This is a genomic window from Winogradskyella sp., assembly GCF_045105575.1.
Lineage (GTDB): Bacteria > Bacteroidota > Bacteroidia > Flavobacteriales > Flavobacteriaceae > Winogradskyella.
On the sequence record NZ_JBGCDQ010000037.1, the window covers coordinates 1 to 21726 of the forward strand.

Genomic DNA, 21726 nt, shown 5'->3' on the forward strand with positions numbered 1-21726 from the left:
AAAACTAACTAACTAACTAACTAACTAACTAACTAACTAACTAAATCAATACATGAGTAATCAAAACAACAAGTCGGCATTAGCGACGCTTTGTACCGTCTTCTTTTTCTGGGGATTTATTGCTGCCTCTAACAGTGTCTTTATTCCCTTTTGCAAAACCTATTTTAATATTGATCAATTTCAATCGCAATTGGTGGATTTCGCATTCTATGGAGCCTATTATATTGGAGCACTCGCTCTTTTTGTGACTTCAAGCATTATAAAGCGGGATATTCTTAATAATTGGGGTTATAAAAATGGTATTGTTTATGGCTTATTACTTTCGGCTATTGGAGCTTTTCTAATGTACCCAGTAACAGCTGGTGCAGAACAAGGACAAACTGGAGTCTTTTATTTAGTGCTTATTGCCTTTTTTATTGTGGCATTAGGGTTTTCACTGCAGCAAACCGCAGCAAATCCTTTCACAGTTGCACTTGGCGATCCTAAAACAGGTTCGCATCGTTTAAACTTAACAGGTGGTATTAACTCATTCGGTACAACTATTGGACCTGTAGTTGTAAGTCTCGTCATCTTTGGTTCTGCCTCTTGGAGTACAGACGAACTCGCCCAAATGATTGACAATAATGTAATCACATTAATTACTGTTCAGAAACTCTACTTAGCTGTTGGAGTCCTCTTTTTAGCAGCAGCAGCACTCTTTCATTTTTCAAAAAAATTACCTGCTTTAAAATCTGAAACGGCTTTTGAGCCTGCTAATAAAGCACGTAACTTGCTTTTAGGCTTAACAGTAATTATCATCGCTTGTTTTGGATATATTTTTAGTACCTATATGGGATCTGAAACAGCTACCGAAGATGTAGAAAACGTGCGACTCATTTTACTATTCGTAGCACTTTTTGCAGTTATAGCTTCTGTATTTTATGCCAATACAAGTGCCAATAAAAACGCTGAAGGCTGGGGAGCCATGAAATATCCACAATTGGTATTGGGTATGCTTGCTATCTTTACTTATGTTGGAGTTGAAGTGACCATTGGAAGTAATTTAGGTGAATTATTAAAACAAGGTATGGGAGACACAGGTTTAAATGCACTTGGACTTCCTGTACTCAATGATTCAGAATTAGGCTCTTATATTTCATTGTATTGGGGCGGACTTATGATTGGCCGTTGGGTTGGTGCCATCACCGTTTTTAATCCGAGTAAAGGCTTGAAGAAAGTACTGCTTATTATTGTACCCTATGTTGCCTTTGGAGTCATAATTTTGGTGAATTCAATAAAATATAGTTTTACAACTAATGAAATATTATTTTTCGCTATTTGTATTGCAGTACAAATTGGTGGTTTCTTTTTAGCAAAAGATAGTCCTGTTAAAACCCTTAAAATATTTAGTTTCCTTGGAATAATGGGAATGTTAATCGGTTTATTCTCGTCTGGAAATGTGGCCTTATTCGCCTTCTTATCTGGTGGATTATTTTGTTCAATCATGTGGCCATGTATTTTTACTTTGAGTATCGCAGGTTTAGGAAAATACACATCTCAAGGCTCGGCATTTTTAGTCATGATGATTTTGGGAGGTGGTATTATTCCACCAGTACAAGGAAAGTTAGCAGATGTATTCACAATTCAATCGTCGTATTGGATGGCTGTAGCATGTTTTGCCTATTTATTGTTTTATGCTTTTAGGACTAAAACGGTTTTAGACAAACAAGGAGTCACTTATTAATTATTTAGGGTTGGCTTGCTAACTTATTTTAAGAAAAAAATATTCAGGACATCTTTAAAAAGATCCTGAAATAAATTCAGGATGAAATGAATAGAAGAAAATTTATAAAAAATGCATCGTTGACTGGTGTTGGTTTGGCCGTAGGCAACTCATTAGTAAATTGTGCTGATGGTAATTCAAAAGAAAATCTTGAAAAAGGAAAAATAATCGCCAACCCATCTAAAGTAAATTTACCTTTAGTTATTGCGACTTGGGATGTTAAGAATGCTACAGCCAAAGCCATGGAGGTTTTGCAAGCTGGCGGAAATTCACTTGATGCTGTTGAACAAGGTTGTAAAATTGAAGAAGCCAATGAAAAAGGGCAATCTGTTGGTAAAGGTGGTTTGCCGGATCGTGATGGAAATGTCACCTTAGATGCTTGTATTATGGATAAGCATGGCAATTGTGGCTCGGTAGTGTATCTTCAAAATATTACTCATGCAGTCTCAGTGGCGCGAAAAGTTATGGAAGATACACCACATGTAATGCTGGCTGGTGAAGGCGCAAAGCAATTTGCTATTTCAAAAGGATTTAAAGTAGAAGATTTATTAACTGAGACTTCAAAAAAAGCTTGGGAAAAATGGAAAGTTGAAGCTAAATACAAACCCATCATCAATATCGAAAATCACGATACCATTGGCATGCTCGCCATCGATAAGCATGGTGATATTTCTGGTGCTTGTACTACTAGCGGATTGGCTTATAAACTAGGAGGTCGTGTTGGTGATTCGCCCATAATTGGTTCTGGATTGTTTGTAGATAATGAAATTGGAGCTTGTGTTGCTACTGGTTTAGGTGAAGAAGTAGTTAAAACTGTTGGTAGTTTTTTAGTTGTAGAACTCATGCGACAAGGAAAATCTCCTCAGGACGCCTGCGAGGAAGCGATTAGCAGAATCGTTAATAAACCAAATAGCGATTACAAGAATTTTCAAGTGGGTTATATTGCTGTTAATAAAAGCGGTGAAACTGGAAGTTACTCTATTCACCAATGGTTTAGTATGACAAAGTTTCAAGATGGAGTTAATGAGCAGATTCAATCTGATTATTTTAATAAAGTCTAAAATAAAGCGATAGTTTTTGCCTTAAAACCAAGTATTTTAAATCTACCATCTAAAACTACTTTTTTATTTTCTTAAAACCACTTCACAGTCAACCGAGCCAAGGTCTCTTTAAAACCCGAATATGGAGGAAGTAACAACCCCGTAACTCCAAACGTATGCTGCTTTAAAACCGCACGCGCATTGCTGAACGCTTTAAACCCATAGAAGCCATGACTTTTGCCAATGCCACTATTATTAACACCACCAAATGGTAAATTATGGTTAGCATAGTGAATTATACAATTATTAATGCATGTACCACCTGCTCTGGTATTATTTATAATTTTATTTGTGTTAACTTTATTTTTACTGTACACATAAAGTGCTAATGGTCTTGGTTTTGAATTGACAAAAGCGATGGCTTCATCTAAATGCTCATAGGTTATAATTGGTAAAATAGGACCAAATATTTCTTCTTCTAACAATTCTGATTCAAGTTTTAAATCTGAAATAAGGGTTGGTTCTATATATTTTGAAGTCCTCTCGGTTTCACCACCAACTTCAAATGTAGCATTGAGCGCTTTCGCATTTTCGAGATAACCACTTAAACGATCAAAATGTTTATCTGAGACAATTCTTCCAAAGGAATCTGATGCTTTCGGATTATCGGTAAAAAAAACTTTGAGCCATTTTTTACATAACGCTATAAATTGTGGTTTTATGTTTTCATCTATTAACACATAATCTGGCGCCACACATACTTGTCCGCAATTGAGAAACCTTGCCCACATTATTTTCTTTGCCGCTTTATCTATATTGGCGGTTTTATCTATAAGCGTCGGAGATTTTCCTCCAAGTTCTAATGTCACCGAAGCTAAATGTTTAGAAGCAGCTTCCATAATAATTTTTCCAACCTGAGGTGACCCTGTAAAAAAGATATGATTAAAAGGTAGCTTTAATAATTCTGTAGAAACTTCAACTTCACCTTGAACTAAGGCCACTTCTTCAGCACCAAAAAGATCTGAAACAATTTTCGCCATTAAGGCAGAAGAATTTGGTGTCATATCTGATGGCTTAATAATTGCCGTGTTACCAGCAGCAATTGCAGATACCAATGGACTAAACGTTAAGTTAAATGGAAAGTTCCACGGAGACATAATTAAACAAACCCCTTTAGGCTCGTATATGATATATGAACTAGATCCTAACATGGATAATGGCGTGTCCACCCTTTGCTTCTTCATCCATTGACGCAAATGTTTTTTAGCATACTTAATATCACCAATAATTGCATAGATTTCGGTCAACTCTGTTTCCACAACAGGTTTACCTAAGTCTTTTTGTAAGGCCTCTTGAATTTGTGTTCTGTATTTGTTTGCTATAGCATCTTGAAGCGCATTCAACTTCTTAAGCCGCTCTTTATAAGTCGTATTCCCAATTATATATTGGTTTTTCTGCTGTTTCAAAAACAGTTCTGAAAAGTTATTACCACTATGATTATTCATAAAATATAGATCTATTTACAGCCTTTTCTAGTTAATTCTATGTATTTCATCGATGTGTTTAAGTAAGACCTGTTTTTTATCCTGAAAACTAGACTTTTTATCCCTGAACATGTGACTTTTAAAGGGCTAACAACTTTAATCATGTATTTCATCGAAGTTTTTTACATCTGCCTTCCTGTTATCTATTTATCGACCTGTTTCATCTAAAATTTTGAGCCACAAGAGAGATGTTATGTTTCTTTGACTCGAAGTTAAAACAAATATAACTTCAAACAATTATGAAAACCGCTTTAATCTTCATATTATTTTTAACAATGTCCTTAACAGGATTTGCTCAACAAGAGGCAAATGTTACTGCTGATGACAATGTTGAAATTGTTGAAACATCTGAAGAAGTTAAAGTTGAAGCTTCTAACGCTGCTATTTCTGCAGAGGTTAAAGCGAAAGTTTTAAAATTGAATCGCAAGAAGAGTAATGAAATTATCAGTATTAAAGCTTACAGAAAAAGTCTTCAAATAAAAGTGAAGACGATTAAGCTTTGTTAAAAAGACGCTATTAACCATATATATTTAAAAAAGCCGAAACGAAAGTTTCGGCTTTTTTGTGCGCTATACATAAGTATCGCTTCTAAGTGTTTAAAACCTTTCCAGATTAAATATTAGAAAGGTCTTAAAACTTTATAGTTGCTAATCGCTAAAATTCAGTTGTCCGTTGGCTTCTTGCTCCTTAAACTTCTTTACTAAATCTAAAGCATCAGGTATCACATCGCTACACAATATAATAAGAGAGCCTTTTACGGCATTCTTTACAGCAAATGTAATGGCTTCTTTTTCCGAAGGAATAATCGTCGTCTTTTTGTTAGGATCTCTTTTCTTAATCCCGTCGTTTAGCATCTTAATTAATTCTTCTTCTGTCTTTCCTCTTAAACGCTTGTCTTGTCTAATAATAATTTCATCAAACATATCTGCTGCAATCGCACCCATTTCATTATTATCTTCTTCTCTTCTATCGCCAATACCTGCAATAATACCAACTTTAACTGTGGCGTCAAGCTCGTCAGTAAACTTCTGTAGTGCTCTCATTCCGGCAGGATTGTGGGCATAATCTAATAAAATACTAAAGTCCTTAAATTCAAACAAGTTTAAACGTCCTGGTGTCTGTGCGGCAGACGGAATAAAGGTTTCTAATCCCGCTTTCATATCTTCTATACTAATACCTTGTACATGCGTGGCAAGAACAGCTGCCAAGACATTTTGAATCATAAATTTAGCCTTTCCACCATAAGTTAATGGAATATGTTCGGCCTGCATTAAACGCATTTTCCACTCACCTCGGCAAATGGTAACATAGCCATTTTCATAAACGGCTGTAATCCCATTCATGCGTTGTAAAGCCTTAACATGCGGATTATTTTCATCCATAGAAAATAGGGCTACATTGCAATTTAGATTGCGTCGCATATCATACACCAAATCATCATCTGCATTTAATATGGCATAACCATCTGGTAAGACTGTTTCTGGCACAACCGCTTTTACTTTAGCCAATTGTTCAATAGTATGAATGCCTTTTAGACCTAAATGATCTGCAGCTACATTAGTAACCACAGCAACATCGCACTTTTTAAATCCAAGACCAGCTCTTAATAAACCACCTCTAGCACTTTCTAAAACCGCAAAATTTACGGTTGGATCTTTAAGTACAAACTCAGCACTTGCAGGACCTGTACAATCTCCTGTCATTAATAAACGGTTCTGAATATAAACACCATCACTAGTCGTATAACCGACACGATGGCCATTCATTTTAGCAATATGTGCAATTAAGCGTGTGGTAGTTGTTTTTCCATTAGTTCCTGACGTTGCAATTATAGGAATACGTCCCGTTTCCCCTTTTATTGGAAATAACTTATCAATAACTGGAGCTGCTACATTTCTTGGTAATCCAGAGGTTGGTGCTAAGTGCATTCTAAATCCTGGACCAGCATTGACTTCTAAAACAGCACCTCCTGTTTCAGACAAAGGTTTCGAAATATCTGTGGTCATGATATCAATACCGCAAATATCCAAATCAATTATTTTTGAAATACGCTCCGCCATTGCAATATTTGCTGGGTGAATAATATCTGTGATATCTTCAGCAGTTCCGCCTGTACTTAAATTTGCGGTGTCTTTTAAAATTAAACGTTCACCTTCGGCTATTACCGATTGTAACGTATAACCTGCATCTTTAATAATAGTCTGTGTTAATTCGTTTGTTGTGATTTTTGTTAACACATTTTCATGTCCAAAACCACGTCTTGGATCACTATTCACTTTATCTATTAATTCTTGAACAGTTGATTTACCGTCACCTATAACATGAGCCGGAGTTCTAATAGCACCTGCCACGAGCTGATTATTAATGACCAACAACCTATAATCTTCACCTACAATAAATTTCTCTACGATAATTGCTCCACTTTTAGAACTTTCTTTTGCATGATGAAACGCCACTACAGCATCCTCATAATTTTGAATATTAACCGTTATGCCACGTCCATGATTGCCGTCGATGGGTTTAATAACTAATGGATAACCAACATAACGACAGGCTTCTTCTAAACTGCGTTCTCTTCTAATGATATCTCCTCTTGGCACGTCCACCTCGGCCTGCTCTAATAAATACTTGGTATCTTCTTTATCACATGCTAATTCTACTCCAATACTACTTGTTTCACTTGTTACAGTTGCTTGAATTCGTTTTTGATTGGCTCCATAACCTAATTGAACGAGCGAATATTTATTGAGTCTTATCCAAGGAATTCCTCTAGATTCTGCCTCAGCAACAATCGATCCTGTACTTGGCCCTAGTCGATCTGCCTCGCGAAGCTCTCTCATTTCCTGTATATCATCAGACATATCATAATCTTCTCCTGCAATAAGCGCTTCACATATTCTTACCGCCGCTTTTGCTGCAAAGCGTCCTACAGATTCTTCCATATATGAAAACACCACGCTATACACTCCTTCTTCCCCATAACCTCGTGTGCGTCCAAAACCAGTGTCCATACCTGCTAACGTCTGAATTTCTAAAGCAATATGCTCAATAATATGACCCATCCAAGTCCCTTCATCGACGCGCATAAAAAAGCCGCCTTCGCAACCTTCTGAGCAACGGTGTGAATACATACTAGGAAACATGGCTTTTAAGCGTTCCGGAAACCCTTCAATTTTATTAGATGGTAATTCCTCCATCTCTTCGAGGTCTAAAACCATTACAATTAATTTGTGTCTTCGTATCGACCAAAAATTTGGGCCTCTCATGGCATTTATCTCGCGTATCGTCATTTTTGTTAGTTAGGTTTAATTAGTGAAAGATTCTAAATATAGTATTTTTCAAGAGAAAAATTGACTTATTTTTGCGCAATATTTAAACTAGAAGAAGAATTTATGTTGACGAATAAAGGCACTTTAATTCCAATTGGTGGAAATGAGGATAAAGGAATAGAAGAGAACGAACAATATACTTTAGAGTTTATTGATGAAGGCATTTTATTTCATGTCGTTAGAGAGGCTGGTGGTACTGACGCTAAAATTGTCGTAATTCCAACAGCATCTAGCATTCCTGTTGAAGTTGGCGAAAATTATTTAGAAGCCTTTTCTACGCTAGGTTGCAAAAATGTAACGGTTTTAGATATTAGAAGCAAAGAAGATTCGGAAAAACAGGAATCTATAGACTTCATAAAATCTGCAAATTGCGTTATGTTTTCTGGAGGTGACCAATCTAAGATTACTGATAAAATTGGAGGCACCGAAATTCACGAAATCATAAAGTTTCGTTATAAAAATGAAAAAGGCTTTGTTGTTGCTGGTACAAGTGCTGGAGCGATGATGATGTCTCAAGAAATGATCGCTGGTGGAAGTGCAACAGAATCCTTTATCAAAGGAGCTGTAAACATGTATAAAGGTCTTGGTTTAGTTCCAGGATTAATCATAGATACACACTTTATTAAACGTGGTCGTTTTGGCAGAATTTCTGAGGCTGTAGCTCAATTTCCTGAATTAATTGGTATTGGTTTAGCCGAAGATACTGGTATGATTATTAAAAATAATAAGTGTCGTGTTATTGGTTCTGGAATGGTAATTATCTTTGATGGAAGACGCATCAGGCACAACAATCATAAGATTTTAAAAGAAGGTACACCAATGTCGTTAACTGGCATGCGCACTCATATTTTGTCTAATGGAGATCGTTTTCATATCGATAAGAAAAAAGTGAAGGTTTTGGCTATTGAGGCGCCTTTTATATAACAAACTTCATTTGGACGTTACCTTTTGCTCATATTTACGAGGTTAAAAGAAACCTAGCAGGATTGCAAAAGGTTAGGCTATACACTATATCTTTTTTAAGAAAAATAAAAAAGGATGCCGTTTCTATCCTTAACGTGGATAAATTGACAAGCAGTCTGTCTTTATATTACAAATTTGTGAGACACCTTTTTTCAAAGGGATTTATTTATAAATCGAAATCTCTTCATCTCCATTTGAAGATTTAGAAGCACGATACATCCCTTCTGTATTAAAAGGCATTGCTATATTGCCTTGAGCATCCACAGCAATTAGGCCACCATCTCCATTAATTTCGAGAATACGTTTATGAATCACTTCGTTTGATGCGTCTTCCACGCTCATATCTTTGTGCTCCATTAAACAAGACACATCGTAAGCAACCACGCCTCTAATAAAAAACTCACCACTACCTGTACAACTCACAGCACAAGTTTTATTATTCGCATAATTTCCTGCTCCAATCATGGGAGAATCGCCAACACGACCCCATTTTTTATTCGTCATACCACCTGTTGATGTAGCCGCTGCTACAGTGCCGTGTTGATCGCAAGCTACGGCTCCAACGGTTCCGAATTTCCCGTCTTTTTTTACAGAATGATCTAATTGAAAAGTATCGCTATCCTTTATGCCTTGCCATTGTTGGTAGCGTACGTCGTCATAAAAATAATCTGGATTCTCCACCTTATAGTCCAAACCTTTTGCAAATTGCATCGCTCCTTCTCCTGCCAAAAACACATGGTAACTTTTTTCCATAACATCGCGCGCTAATGTCACCGGATTTTTAATTCCAGTAATTAATGATACAGCACCAGCTTCAAGGTGTTTTCCTTCCATGATGGCTGCATCCATTTCATGAGTGCCTTCTGCTGTAAATACAGCACCTTTTCCTGCGTTAAACAAAGGTGAATCTTCGAGCGATTTTACAGAAACCTCAACAGCATCTAACGCAGATCCTCCCTGTTTCAAAATATCGTAACCCAGATCTCGTGCAATTTTTAACGCCTCCTTGTACTGCGCTTCTAATTCTTGAGTCATTAAGCCTTTTACTAAAGTGCCTGCGCCTCCGTGGATGGCTATTGAAAATGTTTGCATATCTATATTTTGATTGTGGAAAATTACGAATTGCTTTTCAAATAAACCCTTAAGTTTTTGTAATTTGCAGTTCAAATTTCTTTTGTCTCCTCGAGCGCAGTCAAGAGGTTTTAATTCTGCAAAAGGAAGTTCTCGACTGCGCTCGAACGGACAGTAACTTATTTTCAAAATTAATCACCAATGTCAGACCAAAAACGCCTTTTTCTAGTTGATGCTTTTGCTTTAATCTTCAGAGGCTATTACGCTTTTATAAAAAATCCAAGAATCAATTCTAAAGGCGAAGATGTTTCAGCTATAATGGGTTTTATGAATTCACTTTTAGATGTGATTAAACGTGAACGACCAGATCATTTGGCGGTTTGTTTTGATAAAGGTGGAAGCACAGACCGTGTTGAGATGTTTGAAGCTTACAAAGCCAATAGAGACGAAACTCCAGAAGGAATAAAAACAGCCATTCCCTATATCTACGAGATTTTAAAAGCGATGCATATTCCTATTATGGTAAAAGAAGGTTATGAAGCTGATGATGTGATTGGTACGCTTGCTAAAAAAGCAGAAAAAGAAGGTTACCAGACCTTCATGGTCACTCCAGATAAAGATTTTGCACAACTCGTTTCTGAGAACATTTTTATGTACCGACCAATGTTTGGTGGTGGCTATGAAACTTGGGGAATTCCTGAAGTTCAGAAAAAGTTTGAAGTTACAGATCCATTACAAGTCATTGATTATTTAGGGATGATGGGAGATGCGTCTGATAATATTCCTGGATTACCAGGTGTTGGTGAAAAAACCGCAAAGAAATTCATCACTCAGTTTGGCAGCATGGAAGGCTTATTGGCCAATACCGATCAGCTAAAAGGCAAAATGAAAGAAAAGATTGAAGCCAATGGCGAGTTAGGGTTGCTTTCTAAGAAATTAGCGACGATTATGCTCGATGTGCCTGTAGAATTTGATGCGAAGGATTTTGAAATGTCCGAACCAGACGTTCCTAAAGTCACAGAAATTTTTCAAGAGTTAGAATTTAGACGTCTTATTGATAATTTTAATAAAACCTTTTCGGCTAACCCTGCTCCAGCGACTTCCAATTCATCTTCAGCTGTCACTTCGAGCGCAGTCGAGAAGTCAAGTTCAGCTTCAAGTTCTTCTGCTGGAGAAGGTCAATTTTCACTTTTCGGTGGTGAAGTAAGTACAAATGCAGAAACTATATCTGAAAACACGAGAAGAACGTCTGAAACGAGTTCTCATTTCTATCAGAGTATTGCACCTGGTATGGCCACCAAATTGTTTGTTAAGAATTTAATGAGTAAAACCTCAGTGTGTTTCGATACAGAAACGACAGGTTTAAATCCTTTGACTGCCGAGCTAGTTGGCATCGCATTTTCTTGGGAAGTTGGTAAAGGCTTTTATGTACCATTTCCAGAAGATAAAACCGAAGCACAAGCCTTGATTGAAATTTTAAGACCGTTTTTTTTTTTTTTTTCTATCGAGAAAATTGGTCAGAATTTAAAATACGATATCAAAGTCTTAGCTAAATATAATATCGATGTTAAAGGCAAACTGTTCGATACTATGTTAGCGCATTATTTGATTAATCCGGATATGCGACACAATATGGATGTTTTAGCAGAAACCTACCTCAACTATACTTCGATTTCTATTACAGAACTCATTGGTAAAAAAGGAAAGAATCAGTTGTCGATGCGAGAGGTGCCATTAGAAAAGCAAACCGAATATGCAGTCGAGGATGCAGACATTACACTTCAACTCAAAGAACATTTCGAAAAAGAACTCGGCGAAGCCAACACGCAAAAATTATTCGATGATATTGAAGTGCCACTTTTAAGAGTTTTGGCAGCCATGGAATTAGAAGGCATCAACTTAGATAAAGACTTCTTAAACTCATTATCTGAAGATTTAAATACAGATATCCTTAATCTCGAAAAAAGCATTTACGAAGCTGCAGGAGAAGAATTCAACATTGCATCACCAAAGCAATTGGGTATCATTTTATTTGAGAAACTAAATTTGGTAGATAAGCCTAAGAAAACAAAAACAGGACAATATAAAACAAGTGAAGATATCTTATCGTATTTAGCAAAAGATCACGACATTATTCGACAAGTTTTAGAGTATAGAGGCTTGGCAAAATTAAAAAGCACCTATGTCGATGCGTTGCCATTACAAGTGGAAGAAAGTACAGGCAGAGTACATACCGATTATATGCAAACCGTTGCAGCAACAGGACGTTTAAGTAGTAACAATCCTAATTTACAGAATATTCCAATCAGAACAGAACGTGGTCGCCAAGTCCGCAAAGCCTTTGTGCCACGTAATGATGAGTATACGTTATTAGCTGCCGATTATTCGCAAATAGAATTACGAATTATTGCCGCTTTAAGTGAGGAAGAAACCATGATTGAAGCTTTTAAAAATGGTGAGGATATTCATGCCTCAACCGCTTCAAAAGTATTTAATGTGCCACTAGACGACGTGACGAGAGAACAACGTAGCAATGCAAAAACGGTTAATTTCGGTATCGTCTATGGTGTGTCTGCTTTTGGTCTAAGTAACCAAACCGATTTATCGCGTGGTGAAGCCAAAGAATTGATTGACACCTATTACGAAACCTATCCAAAATTAAAAGCCTATATGAGTGCGCAAGTTGATTTTGCGAGAGATAACGGTTATGTACAAACCGTATTGGGTCGTCGTCGTTATTTAAAAGATATTGATTCTCGTAATGCTATGGTGCGCAGTGGTGCAGAACGAAATGCCGTAAATGCGCCCATACAAGGTAGCGCAGCAGATATAATTAAAATTGCCATGATTAATATTTATAATAAACTACAAGAAGGCAATTATAAATCTAAAATGCTCTTACAAGTGCATGATGAATTGGTGTTTGATATTTACAAACCGGAACTTGAAGAACTAAAAACACTCATTAAATCTGAAATGGAAAATGCTTATGTGATGGAAGTGCCTTTAGATGTTGAAATGGATATTGGTTTGAATTGGTTGGAGGCGCATTAATAAATTTATCAAATGATCAATACTATTAAGAACTGGTTTGACTTTAACATTATAGAATTAAAAAAACTTAATGGTTACGACAACGTCAACTATTTATTAAAAACTGAGACAGACAAATTTATCTTCAAAACTTACAAGTTTTCAGAAGACATGTTGGCTTTAATTGAAGCAGAAAATAGTATACTAAACACACTCAAAAAAGACCAGTCTTTTCCAGAACCTATCGCTTTTAAAGATGGTAATTTCATTAAAATAACAGACATAGACAACACTAAAACGATCTGTAGATTACTTACATTTTTAGATGGTGATTTTTTAGGAGATGTTAATCACACACCTAATTTGGTAGAATCTATAGGTGCTTTTACTGCTCAGATGAATCTTCAACTTTTAAAAATCAATAACTATGTTTTAAAAGCAAGACAATGGGAATGGGATTTACAATATTTACAGCTCAATAAAAAGTATATTCCAGATATTGAAGATTCAAGTAACAGAAACTTAGTCTCTTATTTCTTCCAGCAATATGAATTACATGTAAATCCTAAGCTTCCAGAATTAAGAAAATCCATTATCCATAACGATGTTAATGAGTGGAATATTTTAGTTAAAGACAATGCAATTTCTGGACTTATCGATTTTGGCGATTTAGCACATTCATATGTAATTAACGAAGTCGCCATAGCTATAACGTATGCGTGTTATGATAAAGATAAACCGTTAGAATGGGCAATTCATTTCTTAAAAGGGTATCATAAAATACTCCCATTGGAGAAAAAAGAATTAGACATTTTATACTACCTCATCGCAGGACAATTATGTACAAGTCTATGTAATTCAGCTCACGCAAAAAAAGCAGATCCTGAAAACAGTTATGCTTCCAGTAGCGAAAAAAATGAATTGAAAATGCTGCATAAATGGATAACGATAAATCCAATACAAGCGAAAAACCAATTTTATAAAGCGCTAAGTTTTAAGATTGAAACACCGAAGTCTACAACTGATTTAATTACAAACCGTCATAATGTGTCTAGTCCAATATTATCGTTAAGTTATCATGATCCTATTTATATGGTTGGTTCTGCATTTCAGTACATGTATGATGCTTATGGTAATACATTTTTAGATGCGTATAATAACATTCCGCACATTGGACATTCACATCCAGAGATTACCAAAAACGCAACAAAACAAATAGCAACTTTAAATACTAATACACGATATTTATTTGATGAATTTTCCGAATATGCCGAAACTTTATTGTCAAAATTCCCTAAATCTTTAGACACTGTTTTCTTTGTAAATTCTGGCAGTGCTGCAAGTGATTTAGCTATAAGACTTGCGCATGCGCATACTAAACATAATACAATCATGGTAATGGAACATGGTTACCATGGTAACACACAGGCGTCTATAGATATTAGTCATTATAAGTACAATAATAAAAAAGGTCAAGGTCAAAAAAATCATATTCTTAAAACCGCTATTCCAGATACTTATAGAGGGAAATACACAAATAATGATGGTAATGCTGGCAAAGCTTATGCTAAAGATGCGATTGCACAAATTGAAAATACTAACCTACCAATTTCTGCTTTTATCACTGAACCTATTGTAGGATGTGGTGGACAGGTGCCATTAGCAAAAGGGTATTTAAAAGAAATTTATCCAGCCATTAGAAAGCAAGGAGGTGTCTGCATTAGTGACGAAGTACAAACTGGTTTTGGGCGTTTGGGTGATTATTTTTGGGGTTTTGAAGCTCAAAACGTTACTCCAGACATAGTGATATTAGGTAAGCCAATTGCAAATGGACATCCAATGGGAGCCATTGTTACTACTAAAGCAATTGCAGAATCGTTTAGTAAAGGTGTTGAGTTTTTTAGCTCTTTTGGAGGCAATCCGGTTTCGTGTAAAATAGCACTTACCGTTTTAAATGAAATTGAAACGAGCCAACTACAACAAAACGCAAAAGAGGTTGGTGATTATTACCAATCACTATTCAAACAACTAAAAGAAAAGTACAATTGTATTGGTGATGTTAGAGGTTCAGGCTTATTTATTGGTGTAGAAATAGTAAAAGAAAATTCTATAGAAGCTAATACAGAATTAGCACATCATATAAAAAATGAATTAAGACATCGTTACATATTAATTAGTACTGATGGCCCTTATGATAGTGTGATTAAAACAAAACCTCCTTTGTGTTTTACAAAAGAGAATGCTTTAAAAGTCGTAAATGAAATAGAATCTATATTAGAGTCTTACTATTCTTAATAGATTTATCTCCGATTCTTCTTACTCTTAAACTTCACCTTATCCTTAGCTTTTCGTCTATTAAAAGGCACTGCGGGAGTAGGCACAGCATCATTAAAGGTATTCTTAGCTTCACCGCTAGGTTTGTTTTTACGCCATTTTTCAGTTTTCTCTGGGAGTAATACTTTTAATAAATCTGGTCGTCCTACTTTATTCAAGGTCTTTTTAATCCATGCTTTATTTTCGTCTTTATACCAAAAGAAAAAACGATGTTGCTCATCTTTTTCTTTTCTGGTTTTGGGCGTATTTACTTTTTTAAGCGTGTAAGGATGATAACCGCTGTAATAAATCACAGTTGCAACCGTCATTGGTGTTGGTGTAAAGCCTTGTACTTGTTCTAACTGAAAGCCCATATCTTTGGTTTCGGCAGCCAAATTAGCCATATCCTCAACTTCGCAAGCCGGATGATTAGAAATAAAATAAGGGATCAATTGTAGCTTTAAACCTTTCTTAATATTAATCTTATCGAAACGTTCTTTAAACTTATGGAAGTAGGTAAACGAGGGCTTCCGCATCAATTTTAAAACAGGATCACTGGTATGTTCTGGCGCGACTTTAAGTCGACCAGAAACGTGCTTCGTCATCACTTCTTCCGTATAATCATCTAACTCTTTTGGGTCTGCATTTTTATTAAATTCTGGCACCAACATATCATGTCTAATCCCAGAACCTATAAATGACTTCTTTACCTTAGGATGATTATCTACCGCTTGGTATAATTCCGTTAAAGGTTTGTGAGACGTATCTAAATTACTACAGATCACTGGCGAAATACAACTCGGAGCTACACACTTATCGCAGATAGACTGTACTTTGCCTTTCATTTGATACATGTTGGCACTTGGTCCACCAATATCAGATAAATAGCCCTTAAAATCTGGCATGTTTGCCACTTTATCGACTTCTCTTAAAATAGACTCTTTACTTCGCGATGCTATAAATTTTCCTTGGTGTGCCGATATGGTACAAAAACTACAGCCACCAAAACACCCACGGTGAATGTTAATTGAGGTTTTAATCATTTCAAACGCTGGTATCGGTCCACGTTTGTTATATTTTGGATGTGGTAAACGTGTATATGGCAAATCGAAAGAGGCATCAATCTCTGCTTCCGTCATGGTAGGATAAGGCGGATTTATCATCAATAACTTATCCTCTACTTTCTGAAAAATACGTCTTGCTGCTAACTTATTAGATTCTTGCTCAATGACCTTAAAGTTAGATGCGTATTTTTTCTTATCGCTTAAACATACTTTATGTGATGCTATTTCTACATCTTCCCAATTCGCATTTTTAGGAACTTTTGCATCTTCATTTAATAATACAGCCGTTTGTTTTACGGTGGTAATGCTACTAAAAGGCACTCCTTTTTGTAACAAACGTACCACTTCGCGCAAGGGTTGTTCTCCCATGCCGTAAACCAACATATCTGCTTTAGAGGTTTCTAAAATTGTTGGCATTAGTGTATCGCTCCAATAGTCGTAATGTGTTACACGACGTAACGAGGCTTCAATACCACCAAGTAAAATAGGTGTCTCTGGCCATTTCTCTTTTAATATTTTAGAATATACAGATGTCGCATAATCTGGACGAAATCCTATATCTCCATTTGGTGTGTAGGCATCTTTATCACGGCGTTTTTTATTAGCATTGTAATTACTAATCATCGGATCCATGCAGCCACCTGTCACTCCAAAAAATAATCTCGGCTTTCCTAATTTAACAAAATCTTGAAGATTATCGGTTACACTCGGTTGTGGCACAATGGCAACACGCAAGCCCATACTTTCTAAAAGACGTCCGATTACTGCAGGACCAAACGTTGGATGATCTACATAGGCATCTCCACTAAATAGAATGACATCTAGGTATTCCCATCCGCGAATCTTCACCTCTTTGTTTGTGGTAGGTAACCAATCTGAAAGTTGTAATTGTCGCTTCACAATGCAAAAGTAGTTAAAAATTGCTGTAACTAGTGTAGAATATGATGTAACAGAATTAGTTTTGGTTTATTTCGTAAATAACACCCCTAAAGTCTAATATTTTAAAACATTCCGTTTCTCCTAATTGAGATTCTTCGCTTTGCTCTGAATGACATATTCGCTCTAAAAGTCAAAACACTACAAATCCAAACCTTTTAAACTTTCAACACGATTACGCGCTAAGAAATCATCAATCGTTTCGAAATGTTCAATGACCCGTTTTTCTTTAAATTCGAAAACTTTATTAGATAAGGCTTTTAGTAAATCCCTCATTTCAGGCTCTCATTATTGACGAATTGCTAAAGCTTAAGTCAAAGGATATTTCGTATTAACTTATAAATTTTACTATATTTGATACTATCAAATGATACTATTGTGCAAAAACCACCTTATGAAATCACGAGTGAGATTTTAAAATTAACAAGCGAAATTTCAGAAAAAATTGGTGCTATTAATTCAAATTATATAAATAAACCAACTACAGTTTTAAGAAAACAGAATAAAATTAAAACCATTCACGCTTCACTTAAAATTGAAGGTAATACACTAAGCGAAACTCAAATAACTGCATTACTTGAAAACAAAACGGTTGTAGGTCCAAAAAAAGATGTGCTTGAAGTTTTAAATGCTATTTCAGTCTATAATACCCTAGGCAACTACAAACCTCATAGCGAAGCGTCCTTTTTAAAAGCGCACAAAACTTTAATGCATGGATTACTCAGTAAGCCCGGAACCTACAGAACTGAAAGTGTCGGAATTGCAAAAAATGATACTGTAACGCATATTGCTCCACCTTACAAAAACGTACCATTTTTAATGAAGAATCTTTTTGATTACCTAAAAGAATACGAAGAAATAGCGCTGATAAAAAGCTGTGTTTTTCATTATGAACTCGAATTTATTCATCCGTTTACAGATGGTAATGGCAGAATGGGACGCTTGTGGCAGACCGTAATACTAATGACTGCTTATCCGATTTTTGAATACATACCGTTTGAAATTTCCATTAGTAAAAATCAAGACGATTATTATAAAGTTTTGGGCGACTGCGATAAATTAGGTAACTCTACTAAATTCATTGTCTATATGTTGTCTATTATTAATAGATCTATAGATGATCTACTTAATTTTAGTAATAGAACATTCACAGCAACAGATCGTTTAGAACACTTTATAACTTTAGATAAAACGACATTCTCTCGAAAAGATTATATGACTGTTTTTAAAGATATTTCTACTGCTACTGCTAGTAGAGATTTAAAAAAAGGAATTGAAATGAATTTGTTTTATAAAACTGGAGAAAAAAGTAAGACTATTTATATAGTTTCATAACTTTTCGCTTTTGAAAAAAAATCCGTTGAGCAGACTTTAGGTGAATAAAATAGAGCGTCTCATATTTTAAAGTACTATCACTTCAAAATTGAGATTCTTCGCATTCAATCCGAAATAACAAAACACTACAAATCCAAACCTTTTAAACTTTCAACACGATTACGCACTAAAAAATCATCAATAGTTTCAAAATGTTCAATGACCCGTTTTTCTTTAAATTCGAAAACTTTGTTCGATAAACCTTGCAGAAAATCGCGATCATGAGACACGAGTATCAATGTGCCATCAAAACTTTGAAGCGCTTCTTTTAAGACATCTTTAGATTTTAAATCTAAATGATTTGTTGGCTCATCGAGAATCAATAAGTTGGCTGGTTCTAATAAGAGTTTTACCATGGCTAATCTGGTTTTTTCACCACCAGATAATACACTGACTTTTTTATCGATATCGTCTCCTTTAAACATAAAACGACCTAAAATGTTTTTAATCTGTGTACGCACATCGCCTTGCGCCACCTCATCTACCGTTTGAAAAATTGTTAAACTTTCGTCTAGCAAAGCCGCTTGATTTTGTGCAAAATAACCCACTTTAACATTATGTCCTAAACTACAAGTCCCTTCCACATCAATTTCGCCTAAAATGGCTTTTATCATGGTCGATTTTCCTTCCCCATTACGACCAACAAAACACACCTTCTCACCTCTTGCAATAGACATATTCGCATTTTTAAACACGGTATGTTCACCATAAGATTTAGACACCTCTTTAACCGTTACTGGATAATCACCAGAACGATTCGTTGGCGGAAAACGCAACTTCAGAGCTGATGTATCTACATCATCAATTTCTATAATTTTCAACTTTTCGAGCATGCGCTCTCGCGATGTGACTTGATTGGTTTTGGAATATGTGCCTTTAAAACGCTCAATAAACTGCATATTATCTGCAATCAACTTCTGCTGTTCTTGGTAGGCTTTTATTTGGTGCACACGTCGGTTTTCTCGTAACTGAAGGTAATGCGTATAGTTAGCTTTATAGTCGTAAATACGACCCATTGTAACTTCGATCGTTCTATTTGTGATGTTATCTACAAAAGCACGATCGTGAGAAATTACCACGACAGCATTGGCTTTATTCAATAAAAAATCTTCTAACCAAATTACAGATTCAATATCGATATGGTTAGTAGGCTCATCTAACAGGATAAGATCTGGTTTTTGAAGTAGAATTTTAACCAATTCAATACGCATGCGCCAACCACCAGAAAATTCATTGGTTTGTCTAGTAAAGTCTTCTTGTTTAAACCCTAAGCCTTTTAATGCTTTTTCTACTTCAGCATCATAGTTAACATCTTCTAAAGCATAATACAGTTCGCCTAAATCAGAAACACGCTCAATGATTTTCATGTATTCATCAGATTCGTAATCCGTTCGGGTTTCTAATTGTTTGTTGAGGCCTTCCATCTCGTCACGCATTTCAAACACATGTTTAAATGCTTTTGAGGCTTCATCAAAAACCGTAGTATCATCTTCCGTTAATAAATGCTGTGGTAAGTAGGCAATAACGGCTTCTTTAGGACAACGCACATGACCACGTGTGGCATTTTGAACACCAGCAATAATTTTCATCATGGTAGATTTTCCGGCTCCATTCTTACCCATTAAGGCAATTTTATCATCTGCATTTATGGTAAAAGACACCTCACTAAAAAGGGTGTGACCACTAAATTCTACGGCTAAATTATCTACTGAAATCATACTTGATATTTTAATGGCGCAAAACTACTAAAAACCGAAGTTCGAAAATAAAAAAATATAATTTTTAAATAGAAGTCAATAGTATATTAGATTATCTCCTTGAGCATTACTAAAGACAAAATATATTTTTTTGAAAGTACATTGCGTAGCTATACGAAAGGTCTTTTACAGAACCTAATAATAACGGTTTCGACTGCACTCAACCCGACCGTAAAACTTCAATCCGAATTTAATATCGCATAAATCTTTCATTTTTTTGAAGTAATATTGCAGCCTGTAGATAATTATGAGCATCATTTCAAAAGACATATCTAAAGCAGTTGCACTTTTAACTAATGAGGAATTAGTGGCTATACCAACCGAAACGGTTTATGGTTTGGCTGGTAACATCTATAGCGAAAAAGCCATAAAAGCTATTTTTGAAACTAAGAAACGTCCGTTTTTTAATCCTTTGATTGTTCATATACCTTCAGTAGATCTACTTAATGATATTGTAGATTATATTCCTGAAAAAGCACAATTATTAGCAGATGCCTTTTGGCCAGGACCAATTACTTTGGTGTTAAAGAAGAAAACTATAATTCCAGATTTAATTACGGCTGGAAAAGATACGGTCGCTGTTCGTGTTCCAAATCACGCGACAACTTTAGAGCTCTTAAAACAATTACCATTTCCGTTAGCAGCACCAAGCGCCAATCCGTTTAGCAGTATTAGCCCAACAACAGCTCAACATGTCGAAGATTATTTTAAGGATACTATTAAAATGGTTTTAGATGGTGGACCTTGCAAAAGTGGTATTGAATCTACCATCATTGGTTTTGAAAACGATGCACCTATTATTTACCGTTTAGGCTCAACGTCTATTGAAGCTATTGAAGCTGTGGTTGGAACCATTGAAATTAAGAATACCGTGACTGAAGGAGGGTCATTGAGCGAAGTCGAAATGAGTCGAAGTCAAAAAGAAATTTCACCAAATGCTCCAGGTATGTTAGCGCGTCATTATGCACCAAAGACTAAAACTATTTTAACGCATAATGTTTCTGAAACGCTAAAGCAGCATCGTCAGAAACGTGTTGGAGTTTTAGTATTTCAGAATGAAATTAAAACCAACACTATTAAAGCACAAATTGTCTTATCTAAAACTGGTGATTTAACCGAAGCAGCCTCAAACCTATATCATGCTTTACATCAATTAGATAAAGCGGAACTCGATGTAATTATTGCAGAGCAATTTCCTAATTATGGACTTGGTAAATCTATAAACGATAGGCTTTCTAGAGCTACAAAATCCTAAATATAAAACAGAAACTTAAAACCCTCTGATTTTCAGACTAAAAAAACCTTAACCTAGGTTTGGTAATCCGATAGTTTATCGTAAATTTGCAAACTCTTTTTTAGAGAGAAATGTTTAATCAATTGCGCTTTAAATCGCAGTTACAAATCAAATTAGTGTGGATACATTAAGCTACAAAACAGTTTCAGCTAACAAAGCTACCGTTAATAAGGAGTGGGTTTTAGTTGATGCTGAAGGACAAACTTTAGGTCGCTTAGCTTCAAGAGTAGCAATACTTTTAAGAGG

Annotated in this window: 15 protein-coding genes; 9 read left to right on the plus strand and 6 right to left on the minus strand. The window is 35.6% G+C overall.

From position 1 onward, the window contains the following. Positions 1–52: 52 nt before the first annotated feature. The gene (locus AB8B52_RS09350) at positions 53–1723 is read left to right on the plus strand and encodes an MFS transporter (protein ID WP_406027419.1); all 1671 of its coding nucleotides are present in this window, start codon (positions 53–55) and stop codon (positions 1721–1723) included. A gap of 86 nt (positions 1724–1809) precedes the next feature. Beyond that, positions 1810–2823, plus strand: a complete 1014-nt coding sequence (locus tag AB8B52_RS09355) for a N(4)-(beta-N-acetylglucosaminyl)-L-asparaginase (protein WP_406027421.1) — start codon at positions 1810–1812, stop codon at positions 2821–2823. A 71-nt stretch (positions 2824–2894) separates the two neighbouring features. Here AB8B52_RS09355 and AB8B52_RS09360 read toward each other — a convergent pair whose 3' ends face one another. Further along, positions 2895–4307, minus strand: a complete 1413-nt coding sequence (locus tag AB8B52_RS09360; RefSeq protein ID WP_406027423.1) for an aldehyde dehydrogenase family protein — start codon at positions 4305–4307, stop codon at positions 2895–2897. Positions 4308–4585: 278 nt separating this feature from the next. Here AB8B52_RS09360 and AB8B52_RS09365 point away from each other — a divergent pair, with 278 nt between their 5' ends. Beyond that, on the plus strand, positions 4586–4852 hold the full coding sequence (locus AB8B52_RS09365) for a hypothetical protein (protein ID WP_406027425.1): 267 nt from the start codon (positions 4586–4588) through the stop codon (positions 4850–4852). Between the two features lie 141 nt (positions 4853–4993). Here the strand turns inward: AB8B52_RS09365 and cphA are convergent, their stop codons facing one another. Continuing rightward, positions 4994–7636: a cyanophycin synthetase gene (cphA, locus tag AB8B52_RS09370; protein WP_406027427.1), complete on the minus strand. Its 2643-nt coding sequence runs from the start codon at positions 7634–7636 to the stop codon at positions 4994–4996. A gap of 102 nt (positions 7637–7738) precedes the next feature. On the opposite strand from cphA, the gene AB8B52_RS09375 reads away from it, so the two are divergent. Continuing rightward, positions 7739–8599 (plus strand): cyanophycinase, encoded by an 861-nt coding sequence (locus AB8B52_RS09375; RefSeq protein ID WP_406027429.1) that lies wholly within the window; start codon positions 7739–7741, stop codon positions 8597–8599. Between the two features lie 201 nt (positions 8600–8800). Here the strand turns inward: AB8B52_RS09375 and AB8B52_RS09380 are convergent, their stop codons facing one another. Next, positions 8801–9730: an isoaspartyl peptidase/L-asparaginase family protein gene (locus AB8B52_RS09380; RefSeq protein WP_406027431.1), complete on the minus strand. Its 930-nt coding sequence runs from the start codon at positions 9728–9730 to the stop codon at positions 8801–8803. A gap of 180 nt (positions 9731–9910) precedes the next feature. On the opposite strand from AB8B52_RS09380, the gene polA reads away from it, so the two are divergent. Continuing rightward, positions 9911–12763 carry a DNA polymerase I gene (polA, locus tag AB8B52_RS09385; protein ID WP_406027433.1) on the plus strand — a complete coding sequence of 951 codons (2853 nt, stop codon included), beginning with the start codon at positions 9911–9913 and terminating at the stop codon, positions 12761–12763. 12 nt (positions 12764–12775) lie between these two features. Next, positions 12776–15037, plus strand: coding sequence for an aminotransferase class III-fold pyridoxal phosphate-dependent enzyme (locus AB8B52_RS09390; RefSeq protein WP_406027435.1), 2262 nt, complete (start codon positions 12776–12778; stop codon positions 15035–15037). Between the two features lie 5 nt (positions 15038–15042). Here the strand turns inward: AB8B52_RS09390 and AB8B52_RS09395 are convergent, their stop codons facing one another. Further along, positions 15043–17019: a YgiQ family radical SAM protein gene (locus tag AB8B52_RS09395; RefSeq protein WP_406027437.1), complete on the minus strand. Its 1977-nt coding sequence runs from the start codon at positions 17017–17019 to the stop codon at positions 15043–15045. Between the two features lie 177 nt (positions 17020–17196). Beyond that, positions 17197–17331 (minus strand): hypothetical protein, encoded by a 135-nt coding sequence (locus AB8B52_RS09400; protein WP_406027446.1) that lies wholly within the window; start codon positions 17329–17331, stop codon positions 17197–17199. A gap of 78 nt (positions 17332–17409) precedes the next feature. On the opposite strand from AB8B52_RS09400, the gene AB8B52_RS09405 reads away from it, so the two are divergent. Next, on the plus strand, positions 17410–18390 hold the full coding sequence (locus AB8B52_RS09405) for a Fic family protein (protein ID WP_406027439.1): 981 nt from the start codon (positions 17410–17412) through the stop codon (positions 18388–18390). 125 nt (positions 18391–18515) lie between these two features. Here AB8B52_RS09405 and AB8B52_RS09410 read toward each other — a convergent pair whose 3' ends face one another. Further along, positions 18516–20147 (minus strand): ABC-F family ATP-binding cassette domain-containing protein, encoded by a 1632-nt coding sequence (locus tag AB8B52_RS09410; RefSeq protein ID WP_406027441.1) that lies wholly within the window; start codon positions 20145–20147, stop codon positions 18516–18518. A gap of 286 nt (positions 20148–20433) precedes the next feature. Here AB8B52_RS09410 and AB8B52_RS09415 point away from each other — a divergent pair, with 286 nt between their 5' ends. Together AB8B52_RS09415 and AB8B52_RS09420 are read left to right on the plus strand one after the other, a co-directional pair. Then, complete coding sequence (locus tag AB8B52_RS09415) at positions 20434–21441, plus strand: L-threonylcarbamoyladenylate synthase (protein ID WP_406027443.1); 1008 nt, start codon at positions 20434–20436, stop codon at positions 21439–21441. A gap of 157 nt (positions 21442–21598) precedes the next feature. After that, a partial coding sequence (locus AB8B52_RS09420; protein ID WP_406027445.1) for an uL13 family ribosomal protein occupies positions 21599–21726 on the plus strand: 128 nt, incomplete at its 3' end.

Coding starts and splice junctions, on each gene's coding strand:
- polA (WP_406027433.1), top strand. CDS start 9,911: ATGTCAGACCAAAAACGCCTTTTTCTAGTTGATGCTTTTGCTTTAATC.
- AB8B52_RS09375 (WP_406027429.1), top strand. CDS start 7,739: ATGTTGACGAATAAAGGCACTTTAATTCCAATTGGTGGAAATGAGGAT.
- AB8B52_RS09400 (WP_406027446.1), bottom strand. CDS start 17,331: ATGAGGGATTTACTAAAAGCCTTATCTAATAAAGTTTTCGAATTTAAA.
- AB8B52_RS09390 (WP_406027435.1), top strand. CDS start 12,776: ATGATCAATACTATTAAGAACTGGTTTGACTTTAACATTATAGAATTA.
- AB8B52_RS09360 (WP_406027423.1), bottom strand. CDS start 4,307: ATGAATAATCATAGTGGTAATAACTTTTCAGAACTGTTTTTGAAACAG.
- AB8B52_RS09380 (WP_406027431.1), bottom strand. CDS start 9,730: ATGCAAACATTTTCAATAGCCATCCACGGAGGCGCAGGCACTTTAGTA.
- AB8B52_RS09410 (WP_406027441.1), bottom strand. CDS start 20,147: ATGATTTCAGTAGATAATTTAGCCGTAGAATTTAGTGGTCACACCCTT.
- AB8B52_RS09365 (WP_406027425.1), top strand. CDS start 4,586: ATGAAAACCGCTTTAATCTTCATATTATTTTTAACAATGTCCTTAACA.
- AB8B52_RS09415 (WP_406027443.1), top strand. CDS start 20,434: ATGAGCATCATTTCAAAAGACATATCTAAAGCAGTTGCACTTTTAACT.
- AB8B52_RS09355 (WP_406027421.1), top strand. CDS start 1,810: ATGAATAGAAGAAAATTTATAAAAAATGCATCGTTGACTGGTGTTGGT.
- cphA (WP_406027427.1), bottom strand. CDS start 7,636: ATGACGATACGCGAGATAAATGCCATGAGAGGCCCAAATTTTTGGTCG.
- AB8B52_RS09350 (WP_406027419.1), top strand. CDS start 53: ATGAGTAATCAAAACAACAAGTCGGCATTAGCGACGCTTTGTACCGTC.